The 23,664-nt window shown below is 42.8% G+C and carries 22 protein-coding genes; 1 reads left to right on the top strand and 21 read right to left on the bottom strand.

Going from position 1 to position 23,664, the window contains the following annotated elements:
* Nucleotides 1-9 precede the first annotated feature (9 nt).
* From CFT42_RS00540 to CFT42_RS00495, 10 genes are all read right to left on the bottom strand, one after another.
* The gene (locus tag CFT42_RS00540; RefSeq protein WP_088808654.1) at nucleotides 10-669 is read right to left on the bottom strand and encodes a potassium channel family protein; all 660 of its coding nucleotides are present in this window, start codon (nucleotides 667-669) and stop codon (nucleotides 10-12) included.
* A gap of 15 nt (nucleotides 670-684) precedes the next feature.
* Complete coding sequence (locus tag CFT42_RS00535) at nucleotides 685-1,326, bottom strand: response regulator (protein WP_088808653.1); 642 nt, start codon at nucleotides 1,324-1,326, stop codon at nucleotides 685-687.
* Nucleotides 1,323-2,381, bottom strand: coding sequence for a sensor histidine kinase (locus tag CFT42_RS00530; RefSeq protein ID WP_088808652.1), 1,059 nt, complete (start codon nucleotides 2,379-2,381; stop codon nucleotides 1,323-1,325). Before CFT42_RS00530 ends, CFT42_RS00535 begins: the two co-directional genes overlap by 4 nt.
* A complete protein-coding gene (gene liaF, locus CFT42_RS00525; protein WP_088808651.1) occupies nucleotides 2,378-3,091 on the bottom strand; it encodes a cell wall-active antibiotics response protein LiaF in 714 nt (237 codons plus the stop codon). The genes CFT42_RS00530 and liaF overlap by 4 nt, the downstream gene beginning before the upstream one ends.
* 105 nt (nucleotides 3,092-3,196) lie before the next feature.
* Entirely contained in the window at nucleotides 3,197-4,075 is an 879-nt protein-coding gene (locus tag CFT42_RS00520) for a CvfB family protein (RefSeq protein WP_088815142.1), read from the bottom strand.
* Nucleotides 4,076-4,195: 120 nt separating this feature from the next.
* A complete protein-coding gene (locus CFT42_RS00515) occupies nucleotides 4,196-4,891 on the bottom strand; it encodes a copper homeostasis protein CutC (protein ID WP_088815141.1) in 696 nt (231 codons plus the stop codon).
* 89 nt (nucleotides 4,892-4,980) lie between these two features.
* Nucleotides 4,981-6,432, bottom strand: coding sequence for a PTS transporter subunit EIIC (locus tag CFT42_RS00510; protein WP_088808648.1), 1,452 nt, complete (start codon nucleotides 6,430-6,432; stop codon nucleotides 4,981-4,983).
* A gap of 32 nt (nucleotides 6,433-6,464) precedes the next feature.
* Entirely contained in the window at nucleotides 6,465-6,938 is a 474-nt protein-coding gene (locus CFT42_RS00505; RefSeq protein ID WP_088808647.1) for a PTS transporter subunit EIIC, read from the bottom strand.
* A 21-nt stretch (nucleotides 6,939-6,959) separates the two neighbouring features.
* Nucleotides 6,960-7,790 carry a PRD domain-containing protein gene (locus CFT42_RS00500; protein ID WP_088808646.1) on the bottom strand — a complete coding sequence of 277 codons (831 nt, stop codon included), beginning with the start codon at nucleotides 7,788-7,790 and terminating at the stop codon, nucleotides 6,960-6,962.
* 61 nt (nucleotides 7,791-7,851) lie between these two features.
* On the bottom strand, nucleotides 7,852-8,343 hold the full coding sequence (locus CFT42_RS00495; RefSeq protein ID WP_088808645.1) for a PTS sugar transporter subunit IIA: 492 nt from the start codon (nucleotides 8,341-8,343) through the stop codon (nucleotides 7,852-7,854).
* 256 nt (nucleotides 8,344-8,599) lie between these two features.
* On the opposite strand from CFT42_RS00495, the gene CFT42_RS00490 reads away from it, so the two are divergent.
* A complete protein-coding gene (locus CFT42_RS00490) occupies nucleotides 8,600-9,460 on the top strand; it encodes a mechanosensitive ion channel family protein (protein ID WP_179946362.1) in 861 nt (286 codons plus the stop codon).
* A 274-nt stretch (nucleotides 9,461-9,734) separates the two neighbouring features.
* Here CFT42_RS00490 and CFT42_RS00485 read toward each other — a convergent pair whose 3' ends face one another.
* From CFT42_RS00485 to pyrR, 11 genes are all read right to left on the bottom strand, one after another.
* Nucleotides 9,735-11,423, bottom strand: coding sequence for a MucBP domain-containing protein (locus CFT42_RS00485; RefSeq protein WP_088815140.1), 1,689 nt, complete (start codon nucleotides 11,421-11,423; stop codon nucleotides 9,735-9,737).
* Nucleotides 11,424-11,987: 564 nt separating this feature from the next.
* Complete coding sequence (gene pyrE, locus CFT42_RS00480) at nucleotides 11,988-12,614, bottom strand: orotate phosphoribosyltransferase (protein ID WP_088815139.1); 627 nt, start codon at nucleotides 12,612-12,614, stop codon at nucleotides 11,988-11,990.
* Nucleotides 12,611-13,312: an orotidine-5'-phosphate decarboxylase gene (gene pyrF / locus CFT42_RS00475; RefSeq protein ID WP_088808641.1), complete on the bottom strand. Its 702-nt coding sequence runs from the start codon at nucleotides 13,310-13,312 to the stop codon at nucleotides 12,611-12,613. Before pyrF ends, pyrE begins: the two co-directional genes overlap by 4 nt.
* Nucleotides 13,309-14,223, bottom strand: coding sequence for a dihydroorotate dehydrogenase (locus CFT42_RS00470; RefSeq protein WP_088808640.1), 915 nt, complete (start codon nucleotides 14,221-14,223; stop codon nucleotides 13,309-13,311). The genes pyrF and CFT42_RS00470 overlap by 4 nt, the downstream gene beginning before the upstream one ends.
* On the bottom strand, nucleotides 14,220-14,981 hold the full coding sequence (locus CFT42_RS00465) for a dihydroorotate dehydrogenase electron transfer subunit (protein ID WP_088815138.1): 762 nt from the start codon (nucleotides 14,979-14,981) through the stop codon (nucleotides 14,220-14,222). The genes CFT42_RS00470 and CFT42_RS00465 overlap by 4 nt, the downstream gene beginning before the upstream one ends.
* A gap of 18 nt (nucleotides 14,982-14,999) precedes the next feature.
* Nucleotides 15,000-18,185 (bottom strand): carbamoyl-phosphate synthase large subunit, encoded by a 3,186-nt coding sequence (carB, locus tag CFT42_RS00460; RefSeq protein ID WP_088815137.1) that lies wholly within the window; start codon nucleotides 18,183-18,185, stop codon nucleotides 15,000-15,002.
* Nucleotides 18,178-19,272 (bottom strand): carbamoyl phosphate synthase small subunit, encoded by a 1,095-nt coding sequence (locus tag CFT42_RS00455; RefSeq protein ID WP_088808637.1) that lies wholly within the window; start codon nucleotides 19,270-19,272, stop codon nucleotides 18,178-18,180. The genes carB and CFT42_RS00455 overlap by 8 nt, the downstream gene beginning before the upstream one ends.
* The gene (locus tag CFT42_RS00450; RefSeq protein WP_088815136.1) at nucleotides 19,269-20,546 is read right to left on the bottom strand and encodes a dihydroorotase; all 1,278 of its coding nucleotides are present in this window, start codon (nucleotides 20,544-20,546) and stop codon (nucleotides 19,269-19,271) included. Before CFT42_RS00450 ends, CFT42_RS00455 begins: the two co-directional genes overlap by 4 nt.
* Nucleotides 20,534-21,445 carry an aspartate carbamoyltransferase catalytic subunit gene (locus tag CFT42_RS00445; protein WP_088808635.1) on the bottom strand — a complete coding sequence of 304 codons (912 nt, stop codon included), beginning with the start codon at nucleotides 21,443-21,445 and terminating at the stop codon, nucleotides 20,534-20,536. Before CFT42_RS00445 ends, CFT42_RS00450 begins: the two co-directional genes overlap by 13 nt.
* Nucleotides 21,446-21,515: 70 nt before the next feature.
* Nucleotides 21,516-22,787, bottom strand: coding sequence for a solute carrier family 23 protein (locus tag CFT42_RS00440; RefSeq protein ID WP_088808634.1), 1,272 nt, complete (start codon nucleotides 22,785-22,787; stop codon nucleotides 21,516-21,518).
* A gap of 117 nt (nucleotides 22,788-22,904) precedes the next feature.
* Complete coding sequence (gene pyrR / locus CFT42_RS00435) at nucleotides 22,905-23,450, bottom strand: bifunctional pyr operon transcriptional regulator/uracil phosphoribosyltransferase PyrR (RefSeq protein ID WP_088808633.1); 546 nt, start codon at nucleotides 23,448-23,450, stop codon at nucleotides 22,905-22,907.
* Between the last annotated feature and the right edge of the window lie 214 nt (nucleotides 23,451-23,664).

Genomic DNA, 23,664 nt, shown 5'->3' with positions numbered 1-23,664 from the left:
CTCGTTTTTCTATTGGATTTTTTCTTGTAGACGTTCAATATCATCATCAGAACCGATTACGATAAGAATGTCGCCATCGTGTAAAGCAGCCTGCGCTTCTGGTGTGATAATCATTTGTTTGTCGCGTTTGATACCGACGATATTGACGCCGTATTCATTTCGGAAATCGAGTTCTTGTAAGCTTTTTCCGAGGAATCTTGGATCGGACACAGCAATTTCTACAAGACTGTATTCATCGGAAAGTTCCAAGTAGTCGAGCATGTTTTTTGATACGATGTAGTGGGCAATTCGTCGTCCCATGTCGCGTTCTGGGTGAACGACTCGGTCAGCTCCAATTTTATCGAGCAATTTGGCATGTTTGTCACTAGTAGCTTTTGCTGTCACGAATTTAACGCCCATTTCTTTTAAAATGAGGGTTGTTAAAATACTCGACTGAATATCTTCACCGATTGACACAATGACGTGTTCAAAATTTCGAATGCCAAGCTGACGAAGCGCGTTTTCGTCTGTTGAATTCGCAATAACCGCATGGGTTGCAATCGACATATATTCATTGACGCGCTCTTCACTCGAATCAATCGCGAGTACTTCCATTCCCTGCTCTATAAGAGAGCGGCAAATACTTCCACCAAAACGGCCGAGGCCGATAACTGCAAATCCTTCTTTCATTCTAAAAACGCCTCTCTATCCTTGATTTTTAACCAAATCATGTTTAAAAGCATAAATCGCTGCTTGAGTCCGGTCCTGCACGTCTAGTTTCGATAAAATATTGCTGACGTGTGTTTTTACGGTTTTGAGTGTAATGAAAAGCTCATCGGCAATTTCTTGATTTGATTTTCCTTCTGCGATTAAAAGTAAAATTTCATTTTCGCGATTTGTTAAATCATCATGCAAGTTCTTTTCTGGTTTTGCGGTTAGTCGTTGCATCATTTTCCCGGTCACTTCAGGTTCGAGCACAGAATCCCCGCCGTATGTAGCGCGAATGGCATCAGCAATTTCACTTGCTGTCGATGTTTTCAGCATGTAGCTACTCGCACCAGCTTCCAGTGCAGGATACACTTTTTCATCATCAATAAAACTTGTGACGATGATGATTTTCGCTTCTTTCCATTGTTGCATAATTTCTTTTGTTGCTTCGATTCCGTCCATTTCTTCCATGACTAAATCCATTAAAATAATGTCGGGGCGCAGGTCCATTGCCATTTTTACGCCTTCAAGACCATTTTCTGCTTCGCCTACGACTTCCATATCATCTTGGACAGATAAATAAGCAGATACGCCAATGCGTACCATCTCATGATCGTCTACTAATAAAACTTTTATCATTCGTCGTCCACTTCCTTCTCCGCCACTAACGGAATTTTAATCTCTACACTTGTTCCCTTTTTGGGAAAACTAATTATTTTAATGACCCCGCCAAATTCAGCGACACGTTCACGCATATTTTGTAAGCCGTATGAGCCTTGGGGCACATTATTCATGTCAAAACCGATTCCGTCATCTACGACTTTTAAAACGGCTAAATTATCAATGAAAACAAAACGAACTTCAAGCAATTCCGCTTTTGAATGACGTAGCGTGTTGGAGAGTAATTCTTGTACAATACGGAACAAATGATCTTCAATTCCTTTTTGCAATTTAATATCTTCAATTTGCCACTCCACTTTAATTGGCAGTTTGGTTGTTAGCTCTTTTAGAAGCTGTTCCATACCTTTTTTGAGCGACTTTCCTTCTAGTTGCGTTGGACGTAAATGCAAGAGTAGCGCACGCATTTCAGATTGAGATTCATTTACTATTGATTCTACCATTTTTAATTGTTTCTGCAAAACGGGAGAAGCATTGTTCTCAACTTGTTCATTCAGCGCTGATAAAAGCATCATGGCGGCAAACAATTGCTGGCTGACAGAATCGTGCAATTCACGCGCGATACGGTGACGTTCTTCTGACAGAATCGCTTCTTTTGTTTCACCGCTTGTTTCTGCTTTTTCGCTTGCTATTTTTTGCGTTAAGAGCGTTTGGGATTTCATTTTTTCGCGTAGCTGATCGATTTGTTTGTACACTTGCTGTACTTCAACAAAATTTTCTTCATCTTCATCGTGAACTTTCTTTTCTAAATCCCCTTGTTCAAGTAGGCGAATTGCAAAATCGATGCCTTCAAATTTCTGTTTAATAACATACCCAGAAACAGCCCCGATAATTACACCTGCTGAAACAGCCGTTAGTGGTACAAAAACAACGTAAGGTAAATATAGGATTTTAGATTGAAATAAGAGCTCATACCAACTTAAATTACTTGCGAAATAGTAAATGAGCGTTCCGACAAGCGTAGCCCCAAGTAATAGAGCTGAACAAAGCGCCATTTGGGTCTTCGTATAAGTCATAGACGAATCACCTCTAAATCTCCAAACACAACGGATGTGACGATTTTAATTTTACGTGCTGAACGATCATAATTATCCGAGTAAATCTTGACCGTATTATTTTGCATCATTGTACTTTGCTTATCATATTGTAATTTACCGAAAATAGCTGAGTGCTCTAGGCAAATGCCAATATCAAATGGAACAAGCAACCGAATTTTCCCGGATATACCACGAATCATAATAATGCTTTCTCCTGTAGGTAAAACGGTGTTCCCGAGATCAATTATCGTATCACCGATTCCAGTTTGCACATTAATATCTTCCCATTCATATACAACATCTAACACACGCTGATTGCCGAACCACTGATTGCGAATGAAATGGTTCGTCTTATCCGTTTTTGATTCAGGCTCACTTGTTTCAAGCATAAGTAGTTCTGGCGCTCGTTTACGACCAATGTAATGAAAAATCGCAAAGATTCCAACAATCACTAACCCTACTTTAAACGTAGAAGTGAGAAGAATGGCTATTAAAATAAATACGGCTGCTAAAAACAAACGATTGCGTTGCTTCCGCTTTGTTAAATCAGTCTTGCGCGAAGAAAATAGTAAGAAAATACCGATGGCAAGCATGATTAAAAGTTGCCATTTAAATAAAACTTCTAAACCAATTCCAACAATGACGATAATAAGACCAATAAAAAGCGTGGAACTTTCGAATTTTTTCATGACGAACACCTCCTTTTTTTGTCTAAATCAAGCCGTTAATAGGTTCATTATAGAAAACTCCGCTTAATGGGACAAACCGCTATAGCTGTAAGCGTGTCTACAACTTTAGTCGGATTCAGGCGGTGCTGTATTTAATTTCGTTGTGAGTCCGTCTTCTTGTGTGACTTTGCGTGCTTTCATTAGTGTGCCGATTGCGCGTTTGAACTGGGCTTTGCTGATGCCGAATTTAGCGCGAATGGCGTCGGGATCTGATTTATCGCCAAATGGCATTTCGCCGCCGACACTGTTTAAATAGGTCAAAATCATTTCGGCGTCGTCACTGAGCACTTCATGGACCCGGCCGCGCAAGGAAAGATTTAACGTGCCATCTGGTTTTACGGCAATGACGCGCGCCTTTACGTATTCACCAAGTCGTGGTTCGCTCGTGCGTTCGCTTTCGTGAATGAAGCCGATTGCATAGTTGTCCGTCAGCACAAATGAACTGATTTTTAGGAGCTTATAGACCGTACCGGATACATTTTGGTTGAACATATCTTCTTTTGCACGTCTTGAAATGGCTTTATATTCGGTTTCCGAACCAAGCTCGCCCCAAATCCGATGCTTTTCATCCACCCGAAGAGAGAGCATTAAGCGGTCGCCTTTTTTCGGCCAGAGGTGCGTAAGTGCGGGCATGTCGTCCATGGAAACGACGATATCTTTTTCGATGCCGATATCGACGAAAACGCCTAAATCTTTTCGAACATTTGTGATGGTTCCAAAGCCGTAATGCCCCACTTGGACTTTTGGTATTGTCGTGGTTGCCGTAACTTCGTGGTCATAATCGATGTAAACAAAAACCTGAATGTCGTCGCCTACCGCGAGGTCTAGGTTTTGGCTATTTCCTTTTTTTAATAAAACGAGTTCGCCTTCTTTTTCTAAAAGAAAACCGTCTTGTTTAACTTCTTTCACTGTCATCATTTGGCTTTTGCCAATTAAATTTTGCACAATTTTTGCCACCTTTTCCGTATATTCCTTGGTCTATTATAGCTTATCTTGCGCGAATTAGATAGCTAAAAAGCCACCAAAATTGGCGGCTTTTCAGAGCATATTTTATTTGGCTTACATTTAGAGGGAATGAATGGCTTGTTGTAATTTTGTGATTTTTTCTTTGTCGAGGGAATTTGCGAAACTACTGTCTTTTCGGGCACCGCTTCCAACGTGATAATCCGTATGGTTCAAAGCTTCCTGAAATTGTGCAATATTTTCACTCGATACGCCGCTTCCGACAAGTATGCGGAATGAATTCGGTGCATTTTTACTATCTGCTATCCATCTTTTCAGGCGTGGAATCGAATCAAGCGCGCTATTTGTGCCTCCAGACGTCAAAATTTGGTCAATCTCTTCGCCGTATCCGCGGAGCACATGATAGGCTTCCTCGATGTCAGACGCGTCCTCTAGCGCCCGGTGAAAAGTAAGTTTTAAGTCACCTTTCCAGCTAATCACTTTTTCAAGTAATGCCGTATCAATCTTCCCTTCTTTGGTTAAAGCACCGAATACAATTCCTGTTGTGCCCACTTCTTTTGCGACTTCGATATCGCGTTTCATGGCGCGAATGTCTGCATCATCATATGTAAAAGAAAAACTGTGTGGCCGAATCATCATCATCGCTTCTAACTTCGAATTTTTAACAATTTCAGAAATGGCTCCGTAACTTGGTGTGAGTCCGCCTTCACTAATCGCCGAAACAACTTCCATTCGGTCAGCGCCAAACTGTTCCGCGCGTTTTGCATCTTCGGCATTTTGAACAATGACTTCTAACAAATTTATCCACTCCATTCTTTCTTCATTATCGCCAATTTGATTAGGCTTTTCAAGTAAAAAAGAGCGAGAATTAATTCTCGCTCTTTAGATTATTTCCCAGTAATGTCATGCAATTTATCTGCGACGAATTCAACGTCTGCGCCGACGATAATTTGAACATTTTCTTTATTAAGTTTAACGACACCGCGGGCGCCTGATTTTTTAAGCGCTGGTTCGTTGAGTAAATCCGAATCTTTCACTTGTAAACGTAAACGAGTTGTACAGTTGTCAACTTTCACGAGATTGTCTGGTCCGCCTAGGCCGCCTAAGTAGCCACGTGCCATTTCTTCGTATTTATCGACTTTACCGCCAACTGGCATTTCTGCTTCCGTAGAACCGACTGCTGCTGCGGCCGTTTGAACGCTTGCATTTGGCATTTCTGCTGCTAATTCTTCTTCCGTTTCATCTTCACGTCCTGGCGTCTTCAAATTGAATTTCTTGATGACGAAATAGAAGAGGACGAAATAAATGAGTGTGAAGATGAGCCCAATTGGGATGAGCTGCCATGCATTATGGCCCTTCGTAAAGTTTAAGGCGAAATCGATTGCCCCGGCGCTAAATGTGAAACCAAGTTTTATTCCGAGAAGGTTTGTAATAAACATCGACACACCCGTTAAAATAGCGTGAATTCCGTATAGGAACGGTGCGATGAACATGAACGTGAACTCGATTGGCTCGGTAATCCCAGTTAGAAACGCGGTGAAAGCAAGCGAGAACATCATCCCGCCGACTTCTTTGCGGTTTTTCTTTTTCGAAGTGAGGTACATCGCAAGCGCAGCGCCTGGAAGACCGAACATCATGATTGGGAAGAAACCTACTTGGAACGTTCCAGCTGTTGGATCGCCTGCGAAGAAGCGGTTAATATCCCCGTGTACCATTTGGCCTGCGGCATCAATAAAGTCACCGTAACCAAACCATAAATATGTGTTTAAAACGTGATGGAGCCCAGTTGGAATTAATGCGCGGTTCAGTACGCCAAATACTCCCGCACCAAATGCACCAGCGCTTGTAATCCAGCCGTTAACAGCGTCAAGACCATCTTGAATCGTTGGCCAAGCCCAACCAAATAGAGCAACTAAAGCAAGTGCTGCAATTGCATTTACGAGAATCGCTACGTGGCGACCATCAACAAAATTTTGATTTCCAAAAAACTTTTTATCATATAAGTAATTGTACAAAATTGGTGCGGTTAATCCGGCGATGAAACCAGCAAAAACGCCCATGTTGATGCTTTCATTTACACCGATAACACCAAAGTTTAAAATAAAGAATACGAGCGCGCCATTTAAGCCGGCTGCTCCGCTATTATCACGAGATAGACCGATGGAAATCCCGATGGCAAATAGTAAAGATAAGAACGTGAATAGTGCTGCTCCCCCTGAGTGGATGAATGGTACATTGAATACATCATCTGCTCCTAGTCGGTTTAAAAGGCCTGCTGCTGGCAATACGGCAATTGGCAGCATGAGCGCTTTTCCGATTTTTTGCAATCCACCTAACATTTCATTTCCTCCATTTCATTTTTTCGATATGTTTAGAATATTGCCGCAACGAATGCGCCAATGAATAAGGCTACAACAGATGTTATAATCGGAACAAAACGACGTCCACCGAAAAAGGCGAGCCATTCTGGCAAACGAATATTATAAAATTTATTGTATAAAACGCCTGCTGTTATTCCCATGTAAATTCCACTGAAGAAGTTGAAATTCGCTGAAAATTCCGTTGTTGTAAAGACTCCATCTTTTGGATAGTTTAGCGATACAATAACGGCTCCGTAAACTAACCAACCGACAGCACCTGCAAGGGCTGCTGCTCCGCTTTGATCTTTCGACATTCCGATTGCGATACCCATCGAAACAATTAATGGGAACATGAGCACAAGACCATCATAAATGGATTTCATTGCGTCCATTCCAGTTTGGCTCGCTACCCAGAAAATACCCATAATAATAAGGGCAACAATTGGGTACACAGCGCCAATCGCGAATCTTTTTAATACATCCATCTTTATTCCTCCTAAATAAGTTTAATTTCCCCAAAAACTCCTAAGTCTTTCAATGTGAAGGGCAATATATCCTAATTCCGCATCAGGCAAGGCTTTTTTGTAATCTCTTTGCAAGAGAAGTGCAACCTTCTTCGCGGTATTAAAACTAAATTCAAATTTGGACTTAATCATGTTTAGCATTTCATCGTCCATCGTATGTAATTCTTTTTTCTCTACACGGTTTAAAACAAAACGAAGATGTGTGATAAGTCGCTCATAGGCAATATCTTGGCCTGAAAGGGAGACGTTAAGTTCTGTCGTAATCGTTTCAACCATGCTAGAAATAATTGTGGCTTGGCGTACACTTTCATGAATGTCGCCTGAGCCTATTTTTGCGGTATGAATGTGCAGTGCAATATAAGCCGCCTCATCAATTGGCATATCAAGACCAAAGCGTTCTTTCACATGATTAATCGCCCATAAACCTATCTTAAATTCTGCTTCATATAATACTTTAATTTCATTCAAAAGTTTATTTTGCAAAATAATGCCTTCTTTTATTCTTTCAATGGAAAAGGCAAGATGGTCTGTTAACGCGATATGAATGTGCTCGCTTAGCTTTCCGCCTAAAGTGGCTTCTGCATATGAAATAATTTCTTCAGAGATAGCAAAATATTCTTCGTTGATACGATTTAATAGTTCTTGAAAATGTTCCGCTTCTTCTTGCATGACAAACATTTTTTCAATTTTACTTGGCGAGATAATATCATTGCGTTTTTTATTAAACGCGATGCCACCACCAATTGCGACTTTTTCTTGGTCACCATCACGAACGACCACCGCATTATTATTTAATATCCGAATAATCTTCATGTTGGCTCCCCCTCTTATCGCAATTTTTAAGCAAGGGAGCCGTAACTCCCTCACTCAAAACTTATTTTAATTTTGAAACAAACACTTCTGTTTCGCCAGCAATTGTGTTGGTTACAGCTTTCCAGTCGAAATCAAATTTATCTTCTGCACTGTTTGTCACAACCATTGGAATGATTGTACTGCTCGCATTTTTCTCAATGAAATCTAAATCGGCTTTAATGAGCGCGTCGCCTTTTTTCACTTTTGCACCCATTTGCGTGAGCACTTCAAAACCTTCGCCTTTTAAAGCAACCGTTTCAAGACCGATGTGAACAAGAATTTCTTGACCAAGTTCTGTGCGAATTCCAAAAGCATGTTTTGTGTCAGCAAGCTGAATAATTTCTCCATCAGCAGGTGCTACAATCGTGCCATCAGTTGGTTTAATGGCAATACCTTCACCCATCATTTTTTGGCTAAACACTGGATCTGGTACTTCGTTAAGAGCGACAAAAGTTCCTGTTGCATGTGCAAAAATCGTTTCGTCTTTCTCTTTTTTGAACATTTTTTTAAACATTATCCATTCCTCCTAAGCATGCTTTCTTTTCCAATTGGTAATAGACATAAAAAAGGCACGGAGGGTGCAAAAACTCGGCAGTAAAACCAGCTTCACCTCTCCATGCCTGTTCGTGACAGTAACATGAAAGCATATTTAATAACTTTTTCAAATCTATCTTACTCTTTAAAACAAAAAAATGCAACCTTTTTTTTCACACTTAATGTGTTCCGTTGCTGGATAGCGCTTCGTTTGATACAATGGACTAGAATTTAGAATGAAGGACGTGACACATATCGTGAATCAGTTTTCAAAATGGTTAAGCACAATTGATTGGGATGCTTTCTGGGGGAATGTTATTTCCATTGGGATACGCGTTGCCCTATTAATTGTATTATATTTTGTATTAAATTATGTCGGTCGGAAAATCATTAAAAGTTTTTTCAAAAAATATCGCGCCAATCAAGCGGTTTCGCCTGGTCGGGCAGACACGCTTGAAGGCTTGACTTTTAATGTTTACAGCTACGTTTTATTTTTCACCTTTGCGATTTTGATTTTGCAAAATTTCATGGACGTGACGGCAATTATTGCGGGTGCCGGGGTGCTAAGTTTAGCGATTGCCTTTGGGGCACAGGGGCTTGTTAGCGATGTAGTGACTGGATTCTTTATTTTGCTTGAACGTCAGCTTGATGTTGGTGATAATATTACGCTTGATGCTGTGAATGGGATTGTGGAAAACTTGGGGCTCAGAACGACGCAAGTGCGCGATTTCGACGGGACGCTACACTTTATTCCAAACCGCCAAATTATGGTCGTGAGTAACCATTCGCGCGGAAATATGCGTGTGCTTGTTGATGTGGCGATTAGTCCAACCGCCGATACGGAAAAAGCGATGCAGATTATTGGTCAAGTTTGTACAGAAATGAAAGAGCACAATAAAAACATCGTGGAAACACCGGTTGTGCTTGGCGTGGAAAATTCAGACGGAACAAACATGATTATTCGTGTTGTTGGAAAAGCTGTGAACGGTGAACAATTCAATGTAAAACGCGATTTATTGAAAGAAATTCGGGCCGCACTTGTGGCTGGCGGAATTGACCTGCCTCTTCCAACTGTTGTGGCAAATCCGGCAAGGTAAAAGCAATCCTTTTTGTACTAAATTTCTTGAAATAGCAGCATTTTTAAGAACTCTGTAGAATCTAGGAAAAAACAAAATTAAATTTTAAAATTATTCTTATCTGAAAGGTTTATAGTGCATCGCTCATAAAAAATATGTAAAATCCCCCCTTAGGCTGTGCAATAAAAAGCACAACTTAAGGGGGGATTCCTCATCTTGTCCCATTTCAATGGGTTAGACAAATGATAATAAATGTTCTTGCTTATAAGAAAAGTTGAATCTATATCAATTAAAATTAACGTTGCGTTTGTTTTCTTCTAAAGAACAAACCAAATGCGCCCAGTACGAGTGCTCCACCAAACAAGATAAGAAGTGGACTACTTGTATCTCCAGTTTTTGGAAGTTCCATTTTACTAGTTTGCTTTTGATTCAAGTTGTTATGACCGTTGCCAGTTCCGTTATTCGTTGCTGGTACACCATCTTTTTCGTAAACGAAGTTAACTGTTTGTGGTTCTTCTGTGAATACGCCAGAAGCATTAGCCGGATCTTGAGCAATCAGTTTGTAGCCTTGAATGTCTTCCGCTACAGCTTTATACTGAGTTCCAAGTTCTCCGGAAATCTTTTCAGAAGGAGCAATTTTATTACCATTTTTATCTACAAAGTTGATGGTAACTTCACTTTTTACAGAATTGTCAATTTGTTGATATACATAAGTGACTGTTTGTGCTTTATCACTGAAGGTACCTGTTGCATTAGCAGGTGTTTCTTTTAAATACCAACCAGCAATTGTTTTTGCTTCTGATGTATAGTCCGCGCCAACATTTCCGCTTAAAGTATCCGCTGGTGCTAATTCATTTCCTTTTGTGTCCACATATTTCACGGTCACATCTGCTGCTGCTTGAACTTCTGCTATTTTCTTAAATGGAACTTGTAAATTGACATTACCACCATCTTGTTCAAAAGTAACCATTTTACTTAGATTTTCTTGATAAGTGGCTTCATCAAATTCATATCCTTCGAAGTTTGCAGCAATTCCATCTAAATCAAATTTTTCTGGACTTGCCCCAACAGCAGCTTCAAATTGTGCTCCATCTATATCTCCACTCATATATGCAACCATATTACTAAGCACATCACTCCATAATATTTCAGAGTCTAATGTTCCTGATCTTAAATCATTATATGTGGCATCTTTTGCTAAATCACCAAATGTCACAGTATCTGTTGGTACGCCATCTGGATATGCATATGATAAGTTGAGTGATGACACTAACTCTTTACATTTACCATCTACAGAATAAAACGAAATACCTACTGTTCCTTTATTTACTGCATTTTGATTATTTGTATACGTGTAAGTTACAGTTTGGTTTGTTTCACCAAATTGTCCATTTTGATTGCTAGGAAGTTTTGTTTCATCTAAGGTGTAGCCGTCGATTATTTTTGCTTCTGTCGTATATGCCGTATTCAAATCACCTTTTTGAACAGTATCATCTGCAATCTTTGTACCATTCTGATCAACATATTCCACCGTTGTCGTCGACTGTGTATTCACCGTATATGGATATACTCCACCGTTACCAGCACCATCATAATATTCTAGGCTAAAGCTCCCAGCACCAGCTTTTGTAGGAGTCCCTGAAAGAACTACATCCAAATATTGATAATGAGTCCCATCGTCACTTTTAGGTCCGTATACTACCTTATAATTAATTCCATCCATATCGGTTAAAATCACTTTCACATCAGAAACATAACTTCCCCATTCACTATTACTTGAAGCTTGGTCTTGAACATGAAGAGTTTTCGTTACAGGTTCCCCGACTGTTAATGTTAAATCACTAGTAGCAGATAAAGTTTGATCACTTTCTAATGTTGCTGATTTTTTCTCAGAATCTCCTACTTTTGCTGCGCTTACATATAATGGTGCTTGAGCAACCAAAGCAGTTGCAAGTGTAATGATACCTACTCGTTTTAAATTCATATTTTTTCTCCTTTTTAAAAATTAATTAGTATAACTTTATAGATTGATTTTGAATATCAAACTATTATTTTTAAGATATTCACATCCTTTACCGAAAATTCTGAACTATATTTTTAGATTTAATTCTAGTGATTTTTAACTAAGAGACTATACATATCAGATTATCTTTCTTTTTTTTAATTATATCCCTGTATAATTTAATTTTTTTCATCTCTTTAGTTTTTATGACTTTTCTTCAAATTAAGTTCATTTGTATTTTCTTATCAAAGTATAACAAAGAATAAAGATTCCCATTTGTGTAAATTTCCCAGTTTCATTCTTTTTTTGTGACAATTTTTCAAAGGCAATAATTTTTTATTATATATCTATATTTATGGATTTCATATGTTTTGTGATAGTTTTTGCTTATAAAAATATTCCCTCCTAAGATTTTTGTTTTTAAGCAAAAAAGAAAATTGAAGCAAAAATCCTGTCAATCGTATAAGATTTAGGACATAAATAAAAAATAAGCATGAATCCAGTAAAAGCTATTTTAAAAATGGCTTTTACTGGATCCATGCTTATTTATTTCCCAAATGCTTCTGGATTTTTATTCCATTCTTGTAGAATTTGACGCTCATTTTCTGTGACGTAGCCTTCTTCAATTGCGACATCAATTAGTGTTTCGTAATTGGTCAGTGTGACGAGTTTAATATGTGCTTCGCGCAATCGTTTTTCACTAACAGGTAAGCCATATGTAAAGATTGCGGCGATGCCGAGCACAGTGCAACCGGCTGCTTCAAGGGCTTCTACTGCTTTTAGCGAACTTCCACCAGTTGAAATAAGGTCTTCGATGACGACAACTTTTTGACCGGGCTCGATTGGTCCTTCAATTTGGTTGCCTTTACCATGTTTTTTTGCTTCACCGCGAACATATACCATCGGCAAGTTGAGTAAATCGCTTACCCATGCAGCATGTGGAATACCTGCTGTTGCCGTTCCTGCAACAACTTCACAGTCTGGAAATTCAGCTTTAATTTTTTCAGCTAAGTGCATCGCAATCATTTTGCGCACTTTTGGAAATCCTAGTGTTAGACGATTATCACAATAAATCGGTGACTTCATACCTGATGCCCATGTAAACGGGTCACTTGGCTGTAAAAAGACAGCCTTTATTTTTAATAGTGCTTCTGCCGTGTTTTTTTCCATCATTTTCCCCACTCCTCTACAATTTTCGCATATGCTTTTTGTGGATTTTCTGCTTGTGTAATTGGACGACCAACCACAATGGCACTCGCTTGCATCTCTCGTGCCGCGCTTGGTGTGACGATGCGCTTTTGGTCATCAGATGCGGCGTTTGCTAGGCGGATTCCGGGCGTGACACATAAGAAGTCTGGGTGCGTTATTTTTTTGATGTCATGCGCTTCAAACGCGGAGCAGACCACACCGTCAAGGCCTGATTCGTAGGCGAGCGAACTGTAATTTAAGACAGACTCTAAAAGTGTCGTCTGAATTTGTTGGTCACGCTGCATGTCTGCTTCACTCGTACTCGTAAGCTGCGTCACGGCAATCAGTTTCGGGCGTTTGCCACCTTGGCTGCCTTTTACAAGTCCTGAAAGCGCGGCTTCCATCATGCGTTTTCCGCCGGCAGCATGGACGTTCACCATGTCGACACCAAGCCGTGCAATGACCGCCATGGCGCGTTCCACCGTGTTTGGGATATCATGCAGCTTTAAATCAAGGAAAACTTCGTGCCCTTCCGCTTTAAGCGATTCGACAAAGGCTGGGCCAGTCGCATAGAACAACTCCATTCCTACTTTTAGCGCTAATTTCTCTTCTGCTATTTTTCCCAAAAATCCTGCGACTTGTTCTGCTGTACTAAAATCTAGCGCAATAATTGGTTTTGTCATCTACCTGCCCCTTCTTTCCTCAAGTCTTCTAGCGTGCTTATACCAAGCTCGTCCATGCGAGCAGGAAGTGCATCAATCAGCTTTGGACAAATATGTGGATCCGTAAAATTGAGTGTACCGACTGCGACCGCGTCCGCGCCAGCGATTAAAAATTCCAACACATCATCCACCGTTTGAACGCCGCCCATCCCAATGATGGGGAGTTGTGTGATTGTGCGAACTTCATGAATCATTCGAATTGCCACTGGCTTAATCGCCGGGCCTGACAAGCCACCAGTGCCATTTGCGATAATCGGCTTGCGCGTTTTTAAATCAAGCCGCATGCCAAGCAGCGTATTAATCATCGTCAAGCCGTCCGCGCCAGCTTCAGAAGTCGCTTGGGCAATCGCCTTAATATCTGTCACATTTGGCGAAAGTTTCACATAAACAGGCACCGTTGCCACTTCTTTGACCGCCTTCGTCAATCTGTGCGCCACTTCTGGATCTGTTCCAAAAGCAATGCCGCCGTGTTTGACGTTCGGACAAGAAATGTTCAGCTCAATCGCTTTGACGGCTTTTGCATCACCGATTTTCGCACAAACTGTGACATAATCTTCTTCTGTTGCTCCCGCCACGTTGGCAATAATCGGCGTATCAAATTGTTCGAGGAAAGGCAGTTCTTCGTTCATCACCGCATCTAAACCGGGATTTTGCAAGCCGATGGCGTTTAGCATGCCACTAGGCGTTTCCGCGATTCGCGGCGTAGGATTGCCAAGACGCGGCTCTGGCGTACAAGCCTTAACCATAATCGCACCGAGTTTGTTTAAATCAAACAAATTCGCGTACTCGCGTCCAAAACCGAAACAACCAGAAGCTGGCATAATCGGATTTTTCAAGTTTAAACCGGGAATATTCACTTCTAAGCGATTCATAATTTCACCTCATTTGCGTTAAAAACGGGGCCATCTTGGCAGACTTTAAATTGCTTTCCGGCTTCATTTCCTTTGCAGACACAAGCATAGCAAGCGCCAATCCCGCAAGCCATGCGTTCTTCAAGCGAAAGGTAAACCTCGGCCTCTTGAAAGCTCGTTTGAACGGCCTGAAGCATCGCGCGTGGACCGCAACTAAAAACCGCATCAGGCGACCAGTCGAACTGGTTCGTAATATCCGTCACAAAACCTTGTGTTCCGTATGTTCCGTCGACCGTACTAATATGGACCTCGCCGAACTTGGCCATTTCCGCCTCGTAAAAAATATCCTTTTTTGCCGAAAAACCGTTCACAAACGTTACCGCTGCGCCTAGCGCGTGTAGTTCTTTTCCTAGCTGGTATAAAGGAGGCACGCCAATGCCCCCGCCAACGAGCAGCACCTGCTTGCCCGCTAAATCTTCCTTGACTGAAAACCCATTTCCAAGTGGCCCTAAAACGTCAGCAGAGTCCCCGGCTTCTAACTGTGCCATTTGCCGCGTTCCGTCCCCTTCAACACGGTAAATTAACGTGCATTCGCTGCGCTCTTTATCGTACGCCGCAATACTAATTGGTCGCCTTAAAAGCAAGTCTTGCCTGTTCGGTTTAATCATCAAAAATTGCCCCGGTTGCATCTTTAAAACGTCTTCTCCGCCTAAAACCAGTTCAAAAACGCGGTCGGCAATTTCAGTTTGCCTAATGACTGCCATCTTTTTCGCTTCCATGTTTCTCCTCCCGTCTGTTTAAACGGACTGAATCGCTTCTAGTTCAAATGAGCGTGATTCGAGTACGCGTAAAATTGCTTCCGCCGTATCAAGTGACGTACAAACCGGTATGCCATTTTCAACCGATTCGCGGCGAATTTGGAAACCGTCACGTTCTGGTCTTTTCCCACTCGTCAGCGTATTCACCACAAGGGTAATTTGTCCGTTCCGAATGTAATCCAAAAGCGTTTCATGATTTTCACCAATTTTCTTCACTTCGGAAACTTGAATGCCAGCTTCTTCCAGCACTTTCGTTGTTCCAGCAGTTGCCATAATTGTAAAGCCAATCGTGTTGAAACGTTCCGCTAGCGCAGTGGCTTCTTTTTTATCGCGGTCAGCAATTGTTAGGAGCACCGTCCCGTAGTCATGCATTTTTGTTCCACTTGCTACAAAACCTTTATATAGCGCCTTTTCAAGCGTCACATCTTTCCCCATAACTTCGCCCGTTGATTTCATTTCTGGGCCAAGTGACGTATCTACGCTGCGCAATTTCGCGAAGGAGAACACGGGTACTTTTACAAAAATTTCCTTCTTCTCGCGCGCAAGTCCTGGCATAAAGCCAAGCTCCTTCAAGCTCTTCCCTAAAATTACCTTCGTTGCCACATTTGCCATCGGAATGTCCGTAATCTTACTTAAAAACGGCGCCGTCCGACTCGAACGCGGATTCACTTCAATGACAAAAACTTCTTCGCCGCTCACTACATATTGAATGTTCAACATGCCGATAATGCCAAGTCCTGTCGCAAGTTTCGTCGTATAATCCGTAATTTGTTGCTTCACTTTTTGGTTTAAACTTTGGGCCGGATAGACTGCGATAGAATCGCCCGAGTGTACACCAGAACGTTCGATATGCTCCATAATTCCCGGAATAAGCACATCTTTCCCGTCGCTAATGGCATCGACTTCTACTTCCTGACCTTGCACGTAGCGATCGACAAGCACTGGATGTTTCGGATTCACCTTCACTGCGTTGTTCATATAATAGATTAATGCCTCTTCCGATTCGACGATTTCCATCGCACGTCCACCTAGCACGTATGACGGGCGAACTAAAACGGGATAGCCGATTGATTTTGCGACTTCAAGCGCGCCGTCCACAGATGTGGCCGTTTTGCCGGCTGGTTGCGGGATTTGCAAAATTTCAAGCGCCTTTTCAAACTTGTCGCGATTTTCGGCGCGGTCGATGTCTTCTAAGCTGGTGCCTAAAATTTTAACACCGCGTTCTGCTAGCCCTTCCGCCAAATTAATTGCTGTCTGCCCGCCAAATTGCACGACGACACCTAGTGGCTGTTCGATTTCAATGACGTGCATAACATCTTCTAGCGTTAGCGGTTCAAAATACAGCTTGTCGGAAATCGAAAAGTCAGTGGAAACTGTTTCAGGGTTATTGTTGATGATAATCGCTTCATAGCCAGCTTGTTGAATGGCCCAAACAGAATGCACCGTCGCGTAGTCGAATTCCACACCTTGGCCGATTCGAATCGGGCCGGAGCCGAGCACGATGACTTTTTCTTTCTCACTGCGAATCGATTCGTTTTCCTCTTCATAACTGCTGTAAAAATACGGTGTCGTAGAGGCGAATTCGGCGGCACATGTGTCCACCATTTTATAGACTGGCAGCAGATTTTCTTGTTTGCGCAAATCGTAAAGCGCGGCCTCACTTGTTCCCCATAACTCCGCAATAAACGCGTCGGAGAAGCCCATTCGTTTCGCCTCATAAAGCGCCTCGAGGTCTCCTTTTTGCTCTTTTAATTTAGTTTCAAGCGAAATGATTTTTTCTAATTTATACAGGAAGAAAAGATCGATTTTTGTTTTTTCGTGAAGGGACTCGATTGTTTCCCCTCGTCTAAGAGCAGCGGCCAAGAAAAACAGTCTGTCGTCCTCTGGGAAGCGAATTTTTTGTTCGAGCTTCTCGGCTGTTGCCTGTTCTGCTTCTTCTAAATACACGTGGCTAGCACCGATTTCGAGGGAGCGTGCGGCTTTTAGGAGCGCTTCTTCCCATGTGCGACCGATGGCCATGACTTCGCCGGTTGCTTTCATTTGTGTGCCGAGTCGTCTGTCGCCATTTTCAAATTTATCAAACGGGAAACGCGGGATTTTTGCGACAACGTAATCGAGGGCTGGTTCAAAATGTGCGAAAGTCGTGCCGGTTACGGGATTTTTAATCTCATCTAGTGTGAGACCGACTGCAATTTTTGCGGCTAATTTTGCAATTGGATAGCCGGTTGCTTTTGACGCGAGTGCTGATGAGCGACTAACACGCGGATTCACTTCGATGACGTAATATTGGTAGCTATCTGGGTCGAGTGCGAGCTGGACATTACAGCCGCCTTCAATTTCGAGGGCGCGAATGATTTTCAGCGAAACGTCTCGCAGCAGTTGGTATTCGCGGTCTGAAAGCGTCTGACTTGGCGCAACAACGATGGAATCCCCTGTATGTATGCCGACTGGGTCCATGTTTTCCATGTTACAGACAACCATCGCGTTATCATTTGCATCGCGCATGACTTCGTATTCGACTTCTTTGAAACCAGCGATGCTTTTTTCGAGTAGGCACTGCGTCACTGGGCTTAGCTTTAAGCCACTTTGGACGATTTCTGCAAGTTCCGCGTCATCATGACAAATCCCGCCGCCTGAACCGCCAAGCGTATAAGCTGGTCGAACAATAACGGGGTAACCAATTTGGGCTACGAAAGTTTTTGCTTCTTCTAAATCATGAATGATTTCGCTTTCTGGTACAGGCTGTCCTAGTTCATTCATAAGGTCACGAAACGCCTCGCGGTCTTCCGCTTTTTTGATGGCCGTTAAATCGGTTCCGAGTACTTCCACGTTCATCTCATCTAAAATGCCGGCGCCAGCAAGTTCCATTGCCATATTTAGACCCGTTTGCCCCCCAAGTGTTGGTAAAATCGCTTCGGGACGCTCTTTGCGAATGATGCGCGACACAAAGTCGAGTGTGATTGGTTCAATATATACTTTGTCTGCCATTTCAGCATCTGTCATAATCGTCGCTGGATTTGAGTTCACTAAGACGACACGATAACCTTCCTCTTTTAAACTCAAGCAAGCTTGTGTGCCTGCGTAATCAAATTCTGCGGCTTGGCCGATTACAATTGGGCCAGAACCGATTACTAAAATCGTCTTAATATCCTCGCGTTTAGGCATAATCCATCCGTCCTTCCCGGTCTAAATCCATCATTTCTATAAATTGGTCAAACAAGTAATTAACATCGCTTGGTCCTGGGTTCGCTTCTGGGTGATATTGCACGGTGTAAGCAGGATAATCGCGGTGTTTTAAACCTTCAATTGTGCCATCATTTAATTCAACATGCGTCACGGCTAAATCGGTTTTCAAAAGTGAATCTGCATCCACCGAGTAGCCATGGTTTTGTGCCGTAAAATCGACGCGTCCCGTAGCAAGCTCCTTCACTGGGTGATTGGCACCGCGGTGACCGAACTTCATTTTAAATGTATCCGCGCCATTTGCGAGTGCGAACAATTGGTGCCCTAGGCAGATTCCGAAAAGCGGCACCTTGCCTTGCAAGCCTAAAATCATATCCTTCGCTTCCGGCACATCTTTTGGATCTCCAGGGCCATTTGAGAGCATCACGCCGTCAGGATGCATGTTTAAAATTTCAGCAGCCGTCGTATCGTAAGGCACAACTGTCACGTGACAATTGCGCTTATTTAATTCCTTTAAAATCGAACCTTTCACCCCGTAATCGACAAGCACCACGCGTTTCCCCTCGCCCGGACTCGCAAATGGCTTCGAAGACGACACCTCACTCACTTGGTCAGAGGGCAGCCTAACAGAACGCAAGTGATGCAGTAAGCTTTCTTTATCGGCATCAGCTGGGGCTAAAATGCCTTTTAATGTTCCAACGCTGCGAATCATTTTGGTGAGTTTACGCGTATCAATTCCCGCAATACCCGGAATGTCTTTTTCCTTCAAAAATGCATCAAGCGTCATTTGTTCGCGCCAGTTGGAAGCAAAATCAGCCGCTTCACGGACAATCACCCCTTTAACCACAGGTTGAATCGATTCGAAATCATCGCGATTGATGCCATAATTCCCAACAAGCGGGTACGTGAAGGTAATCATCTGGCCGTAGTAAGAAGGATCGGTAATCGTTTCCTGGTAGCCCGTCATGCCCGTGTTAAACACGACCTCACCAATTGTTTCCTTGTCCGAGCCAATCTTATCGCCGATAAAATAAGTTCCATCTTCAAGCATTAACATTCTTTTCATCATTTATCCCCCCAAGTGTAGACGATTTCGCCACGTGCGATTGTTAAAACTGGCCATCCGAAACATTTCACGCCGCCAAACGGTGTATTTCTTCCTTTCGATAAAAACGTCTCCGGATTAATTTCCTCTTCTTTGTCTAAATCGATAACCGCAATATCGGCAACATCTCCGATACCAAGATGTCCGTACGAAAGCTTAAATACCTCTGCTGGTTTCTCCGCCATATAACGCGTAAGCTGTGCGAGCGTCCAGTCCCCGTTTTTCACAAAATGCGTGTACAGAAGCGGAAACGCCGTCTCAAGTCCGACAATGCCAAATGCGGCTTTCTCCATTGACACGTTTTTTTCGCTTTCCGCATGCGGGGCGTGGTCTGTTGCGATAAAGTCAATCGTCCCGTCAAGCAACCCTTCTAAAAGCGCGTTTTGATCCTCACGACTTCTAAGTGGCGGATTCATTTTCCAATTGCCAATATCGCCTGGAATGTCCTCCTCATTTAGTAGCAGGTGATGCGGTGAAACTTCTGCCGTCACATGAATGCCAGCGCGTTTTGCGTCGCGCACAACACGCACCGATTCTTTAGTTGAAATATGGCAGACATGATAGTGGCACCCTGCTGCTTCGGCGAGCAAAACGTCACGCGCAATTTGAACGGACTCCGCAATATTTGGAATCCCTTTTAACCCCGATTCCTTCGCGAACTTCCCGTCATGGACAACTCCCCCGTAGACAAGCGAGTTATCTTCGCAGTGAGCGACAACCGCCATATCGAGCTTCGCCGCGCGCTTCATCGCTTCGTACATTGTACCAGCCGTTTGAACGCCAACCCCGTCATCGGTAAACGCAAAAGCTCCTGCGCTTTTTAAGCCCGAAAAATCAACGAGCTCGTCCGTGCCAAGTTCTTTCGTAATCGAGCCATATGGTAAAACGCGAACGCGCGCTGTTTCCTGAATTCGTTCGACGAGTGCAGCCATTTTTTCTGGCGTATCTGGAACTGGCTTCGTATTTGGCATTGAGCAAACCGTCGTGTAGCCGCCTTTCGCTGCCGCTTTCGTCCCGGTTTCAATGGTCTCCTTATGCTCCCCGCCTGGTTCGCGCAGATGCACATGGACATCAATTAGCCCCGGTGAAACAAATTTCCCTTTGACGTCAATAACTGTCGCCGTTTCTTCCGTGATGTTTTCAGCAATCTTCACAATTTTGTCGCCGCTTATTAAAATATCTTGCTTCGTTAATTCCCCGTTTTCGTTTAAAATTTGTCCGTTTTTTAAAATGTACATGTTTTCACCCTCACTTCTTTTTCTTTTAAAACTGCTTCCAAAATTGCCATGCGCATATAAACGCCGTTTGTCATCTGTTCAATAATGCGCGACTTGGCCGACTCTACTAAAGAATCTGCAATTTCCACATCGCGATTAACTGGGCTTGGGTGCATGATAATCGCTTGTTCACCCATTTTATTTGCGCGCGCTTCCGTCAAACCAAATGTTTGATGGTACGTTTCTTTATGGAAAATCGCCTCGCCGTCGTGGCGCTCGTGTTGAACGCGCAGCAGCATGACAACATCTACCGTTTCAACGAGCGTATCCATCGTCATATGCTGTCCAAACGCGCTTAGCTCATTGTTGAACCATTCATCTGGGCCGGCAAAATAAATGTCAGCACCAAGTCGTTTGAGCACTTTCATATTCGAATTCGCCACGCGACTGTGGGAAATATCGCCGACAATGCCGACTTTCAAACCGGTGAAGTACCCAAATTGTTCGCGAATGGTGAATAAATCGAGCAGGCACTGGCTAGGATGCTCACCGCAACCGTCACCGCCGTTTATAATGGCCATATCAAGCGTGCGTAATTCATCGAAGAAGTTTTCAGCTGGGTGGCGAATAATTGCGATGTCCGTCCCGAGTGCTTGCATGGTTAAAGCCGTATCATAAAGCGTCTCACCTTTTGTTACGCTAGAGGCACCAGGCTCAAAACTTAACACGTTCATGCCGAGTTTTTTCTCAGCCATCTCAAAGCTTGTATGTGTTCGTGTACTCGGTTCAAAAAACAAATTGACAGCGTAGACTTCTTTTTCGAATTTCGTTTTTTCTTCTTTTTTAAAAAAAGCCGCTTGGTTTAAAAGCCCTTCAATTTCTTCATTACTTAGTTCGTCCATCGTCAAAAGATGTTTCATTTTATAACGCCACCTTCCATTTTTTCTATATAAAGACCTCTTTTAGATTTTTCCAAAAGAGGTCTTACATTTACGCGTGTTTCTTCTCGGGAATGACTAAGTTTAAAATAATCCCAACGACAGCTGCCATCGCCATTCCAGTAATTTTCACGGAATTGATTTCTACGAAGAAGCCACCGATGCCGATAACGAGCACGACAGAAGTAATAATTAAGTTGCGGTTAATATTTAAATCGATTTGGTTGTCAATCATCATTCTAAGCCCACTTGAAGCGATAACACCGAATAACAGGAACGAAATCCCGCCTAGAACAGCTTGCGGTACAGATGTGATGATAGCGTTGATGTAGCCAATAAAGCCGAATAATACAGCGAACACAGCCGCCCCGCCAATGACGAAGACGCTATAAACCCGTGTAATCGCAAGCACACCAATGTTTTCCCCGTATGTCGTAACAGGAGGCCCACCGATAAGCGACGCAATAACAGAAGCCGTTCCGTCCGCAATAAGCGAGCGATGTAGCCCTGGATCTTTAAAGAAATTTCGGTTCGTAATTTTGTTTAAAACGAGTTGGTGCCCCATATGCTCAGCCATCGTGACGAATGCAAGTGGCGCCATACTAATGATGACCGTTGCCGTTACAACCGGGTCAGCATCAATAAATGGAATTGTGAAATCTGGAATTTGGAACAAACTAGCTTGTTTGACAAGTGAGAAATCAACGAGACCAAATGGAATGCTTACAAGGTAGCCAACGAAGAAGCCGAATAAAATCGGAATCAGTCCGAAAAATCCTTTGAAAGCAATCATTGCAATCACTGCGGCCATTAACGTAATCAGCGCAACAGCAACTGACTGGAAGCTATAATCGCCACCACTACTTGTTCCCATCGCCATAGCAGCAGCATTTGGTGCAAGGCTAAGCCCGATAACCATAATTACTGGTCCAACTACAAGTGGCGGCAAGACTTTTTGAATCCATTCAACACCTGCATAGTAAACAATTAAAGAAATAATCGCATACACGACCCCGACGGAAAACGTTCCGACCATAACCGAGCCCGGCGAATCTGCCAACATAAACATCGTGAGTGGCTGAATGAATGCAAATGAGGAACCTAAGTAAGCGGGAATCTTGCCGCGTGTAATTGCTAAATACGCGAGTGTCCCGAGCCCACTCGATACAAGGGCGACGCCGGGATTCATTCCTGTCACACTTGGTACAAAAATGGTTGAGCCAAACATCGTAAATAGATGCTGAATACTTAAAACAATCCATTTATTCCAAGTAGGTTTTTCGTGTATATCAAGTACTGGCTTTGCTTCGATTTGTTCTGACATTTTTTTCTCTCCTTTAATTAAAAAACTCCCTGCGCTAGGCAAAGAGTTAGAAAGGTAGAGTTTGGCTCTACGACTCCACTCTTTGCTAGCCTCTCTGGACTGCATTTAAAAAGTGTTTTATTTGAGTATCATGATGGCATCTTCGTCCGTATCTACTTCAGAAAGATGCACTTCAATACGTTCTTCTTTTGAGGTCGGCACATTTTTCCCGACAAAATCGGCGCGAATTGGTAGTTCTCTGTGGCCACGATCAGCGAGCACCGCAAGCTCAATTTGCTCCGGACGACCAACGTCCATTAGCGCATCCATCGCCGCACGCACCGTTCGTCCCGTGTATAGCACATCGTCCACTAAGACAATCTTTTTCCCTTCTAAGGAAAATGGGATTTCCGAGCCGTTTACAGATGGTTCCCGCGTTTCTGCGTTTTTAAAACTTAAATCGTCGCGGTAAAGCGCGATATCGACTTCCCCGACAGGCACTGCCACGCCTTCGATTTCCTGAATGCGCGCTGCAATTCGTTTAGCAAGGAAAATGCCACGCGTTTTAATCCCGACGAGCGCTAAGTTTTTTGCGCCTTTGTTGCGCTCAATAATTTCATAGCTGACACGAGTAAGGGCACGCCCTACTGCTGCTTGATCCATGACGACTACTTTTTCAGCCATAATGTCCTCCTTTACATATAAAAACCCTTCACCAAAGCGGCGAAGGGTATACGTATCATGCGTATAGGGAAATACACTTTTCCCGTACAAAACGTTTACCTTTTTAGCCTCTCTGGACTACCTTTAAAGGTGCTCTTTAACTTCCTTCAGCTTACAGGAAAAAAGAATATGTGTCAATGCTTTTTACCTAAAAAAATAAATTCATGTTATAATG

The sequence above is a fragment of the Listeria goaensis genome (assembly GCF_900186125.1).
Lineage (GTDB): Bacteria > Bacillota > Bacilli > Lactobacillales > Listeriaceae > Listeria > Listeria goaensis.
Note: the sequence above shows the minus strand (reverse complement) of the source record. Positions and strands in the feature narration are given on the sequence as shown.

Excerpts from the sequence above, each read along its gene's own strand:
- CFT42_RS00540 (WP_088808654.1), bottom strand. The coding sequence starts at position 669 with ATGAAAGAAGGATTTGCAGTTATCGGCCTCGGCCGTTTTGGTGGAAGT.
- CFT42_RS00535 (WP_088808653.1), bottom strand. The coding sequence starts at position 1,326 with ATGATAAAAGTTTTATTAGTAGACGATCATGAGATGGTACGCATTGGC.
- CFT42_RS00530 (WP_088808652.1), bottom strand. The coding sequence starts at position 2,381 with ATGACTTATACGAAGACCCAAATGGCGCTTTGTTCAGCTCTATTACTT.
- liaF (WP_088808651.1), bottom strand. The coding sequence starts at position 3,091 with ATGAAAAAATTCGAAAGTTCCACGCTTTTTATTGGTCTTATTATCGTC.
- CFT42_RS00510 (WP_088808648.1), bottom strand. The coding sequence starts at position 6,432 with ATGTTAGGTGGATTGCAAAAAATCGGAAAAGCGCTCATGCTGCCAATT.
- CFT42_RS00505 (WP_088808647.1), bottom strand. The coding sequence starts at position 6,938 with ATGGATGTATTAAAAAGATTCGCGATTGGCGCTGTGTACCCAATTGTT.
- CFT42_RS00500 (WP_088808646.1), bottom strand. The coding sequence starts at position 7,790 with ATGAAGATTATTCGGATATTAAATAATAATGCGGTGGTCGTTCGTGAT.
- CFT42_RS00495 (WP_088808645.1), bottom strand. The coding sequence starts at position 8,343 with ATGTTTAAAAAAATGTTCAAAAAAGAGAAAGACGAAACGATTTTTGCA.
- CFT42_RS00490 (WP_179946362.1), top strand. The coding sequence starts at position 8,600 with ATGAAGGACGTGACACATATCGTGAATCAGTTTTCAAAATGGTTAAGC.
- CFT42_RS00485 (WP_088815140.1), bottom strand. The coding sequence starts at position 11,423 with ATGAATTTAAAACGAGTAGGTATCATTACACTTGCAACTGCTTTGGTT.
- pyrE (WP_088815139.1), bottom strand. The coding sequence starts at position 12,614 with ATGATGGAAAAAAACACGGCAGAAGCACTATTAAAAATAAAGGCTGTC.
- pyrF (WP_088808641.1), bottom strand. The coding sequence starts at position 13,312 with ATGACAAAACCAATTATTGCGCTAGATTTTAGTACAGCAGAACAAGTC.
- CFT42_RS00470 (WP_088808640.1), bottom strand. The coding sequence starts at position 14,223 with ATGAATCGCTTAGAAGTGAATATTCCCGGTTTAAACTTGAAAAATCCG.
- CFT42_RS00465 (WP_088815138.1), bottom strand. The coding sequence starts at position 14,981 with ATGGAAGCGAAAAAGATGGCAGTCATTAGGCAAACTGAAATTGCCGAC.
- carB (WP_088815137.1), bottom strand. The coding sequence starts at position 18,185 with ATGCCTAAACGCGAGGATATTAAGACGATTTTAGTAATCGGTTCTGGC.
- CFT42_RS00455 (WP_088808637.1), bottom strand. The coding sequence starts at position 19,272 with ATGATGAAAAGAATGTTAATGCTTGAAGATGGAACTTATTTTATCGGC.
- CFT42_RS00450 (WP_088815136.1), bottom strand. The coding sequence starts at position 20,546 with ATGTACATTTTAAAAAACGGACAAATTTTAAACGAAAACGGGGAATTA.
- CFT42_RS00445 (WP_088808635.1), bottom strand. The coding sequence starts at position 21,445 with ATGAAACATCTTTTGACGATGGACGAACTAAGTAATGAAGAAATTGAA.
- CFT42_RS00440 (WP_088808634.1), bottom strand. The coding sequence starts at position 22,787 with ATGTCAGAACAAATCGAAGCAAAGCCAGTACTTGATATACACGAAAAA.
- pyrR (WP_088808633.1), bottom strand. The coding sequence starts at position 23,450 with ATGGCTGAAAAAGTAGTCGTCATGGATCAAGCAGCAGTAGGGCGTGCC.